Genomic DNA, 1,283 nt, shown 5'->3' on the forward strand with positions numbered 1-1,283 from the left:
CGTCCGCACTGTGCAAGTCTGGCCAGCTCTTCCTTGTACTCAGGACTCACGGCCGCTCCCGCCATCCTTGGCTCCCGCGGCATTAGGCCATCCCTGGCCGTCATTGCCCCTCACCCGCCACCACCTCGACAATGGCCGCGGTCAGGGTCTGTAAATCAACTGCGCTGATACAGTATGGCGGCATCACATAGACCAGACGTCCGAAGGGCCGCACCCAAACCCCGCGCTCGACAAAGGCCGCCTGGATCTCCCGCATAGCCACCGGCTCTTTCATCTCCACCACGCCGATGGCGCCCAGTACCCTGACATCCCGCACCTGCGCCAGCTCCCTGCACGGTGCCAACCCCTCTTCCAGCAGTTGCTCGATCCGCCCCACCTTCTGCTGCCAGTCAGACTCCAGCAGGAGCCGGATGGAAGCGCAAGCCACATGACAGGCCAGGGGATTGCCCATGAAGGTCGGGCCATGCATAAAGACGCCGGGACTGCCCTGGGATACCCCCAGCCCCACCTCGGCAGTGGCCAGGACTGCGGCCAGGGTCATGGTCCCGCCGGTTATGGCCTTGCCCAGACACATGATATCGGGGGTGATGCCTGCATGGTCACAGCCAAAAAGGGCACCGCTACGGCCGAAGCCTGTGGCGATCTCATCAACAATCAGCAGGACACCAAAGGTATCGCAAAGACGCCGCACCTGACGCAGATACTCGGGATGATAAAAACGCATGCCGCCTGCACCCTGAACAATGGGTTCCAGGATCACCGCACACAATTCCTGGTGGTGTTGCTCGATCAGCCGGGCAAAGGAAGCAATATCGCGCCCGTCCCAAACATGTGAGAAGAGACACTCGGGGCGATCGGCAAAGTAGTATTGGGGCAGAGATCCGGCAAAGAGATGGTGCATGCCTCCCTGCGGATCAGAGACCGACATGGCGTGAAAGGTGTCCCCGTGATAACCGGAACGAATGGTGAGGAAACGACAACGCCGGGGATGACCAGTCGCATGGTGATATTGGATAGCCATCTTCATGGCCACCTCCACTGCCACCGAACCGGAGTCGCAGAGAAATACCTTTTCAAGACCAGCCGGGGTCATCTCCACCAGTAACTTTGCCAGCTCCACGGCCGGGCCATGGGTGAGCCCGCCGAACATCACATGGGACATGCGTGCGGCCTGTTCATGCAGGGCCTGGACCAGGACCGGAGGGCTGTAGCCATGGATTGCCGACCACCAGGAGGCCATGCCGTCAATCAGTTCTCTGCCATCCATAAGACGGATACGCACG

General features: G+C 60.7%; 1 protein-coding gene. It reads right to left on the reverse strand.

What is annotated here, in order from left to right:
- Positions 1-100: 100 nt before the first annotated feature.
- Positions 101-1,283, reverse strand: a 1,183-nt coding sequence (gene bioA, locus Q7V20_RS23425) for an adenosylmethionine--8-amino-7-oxononanoate transaminase (RefSeq protein WP_304796486.1), incomplete at its 5' end; no start/stop codon positions are given.

This window comes from Aquabacterium sp. (genome assembly GCF_030652515.1).
Taxonomy (GTDB): Bacteria; Pseudomonadota; Gammaproteobacteria; order Burkholderiales; family Burkholderiaceae_C; genus Aquabacterium.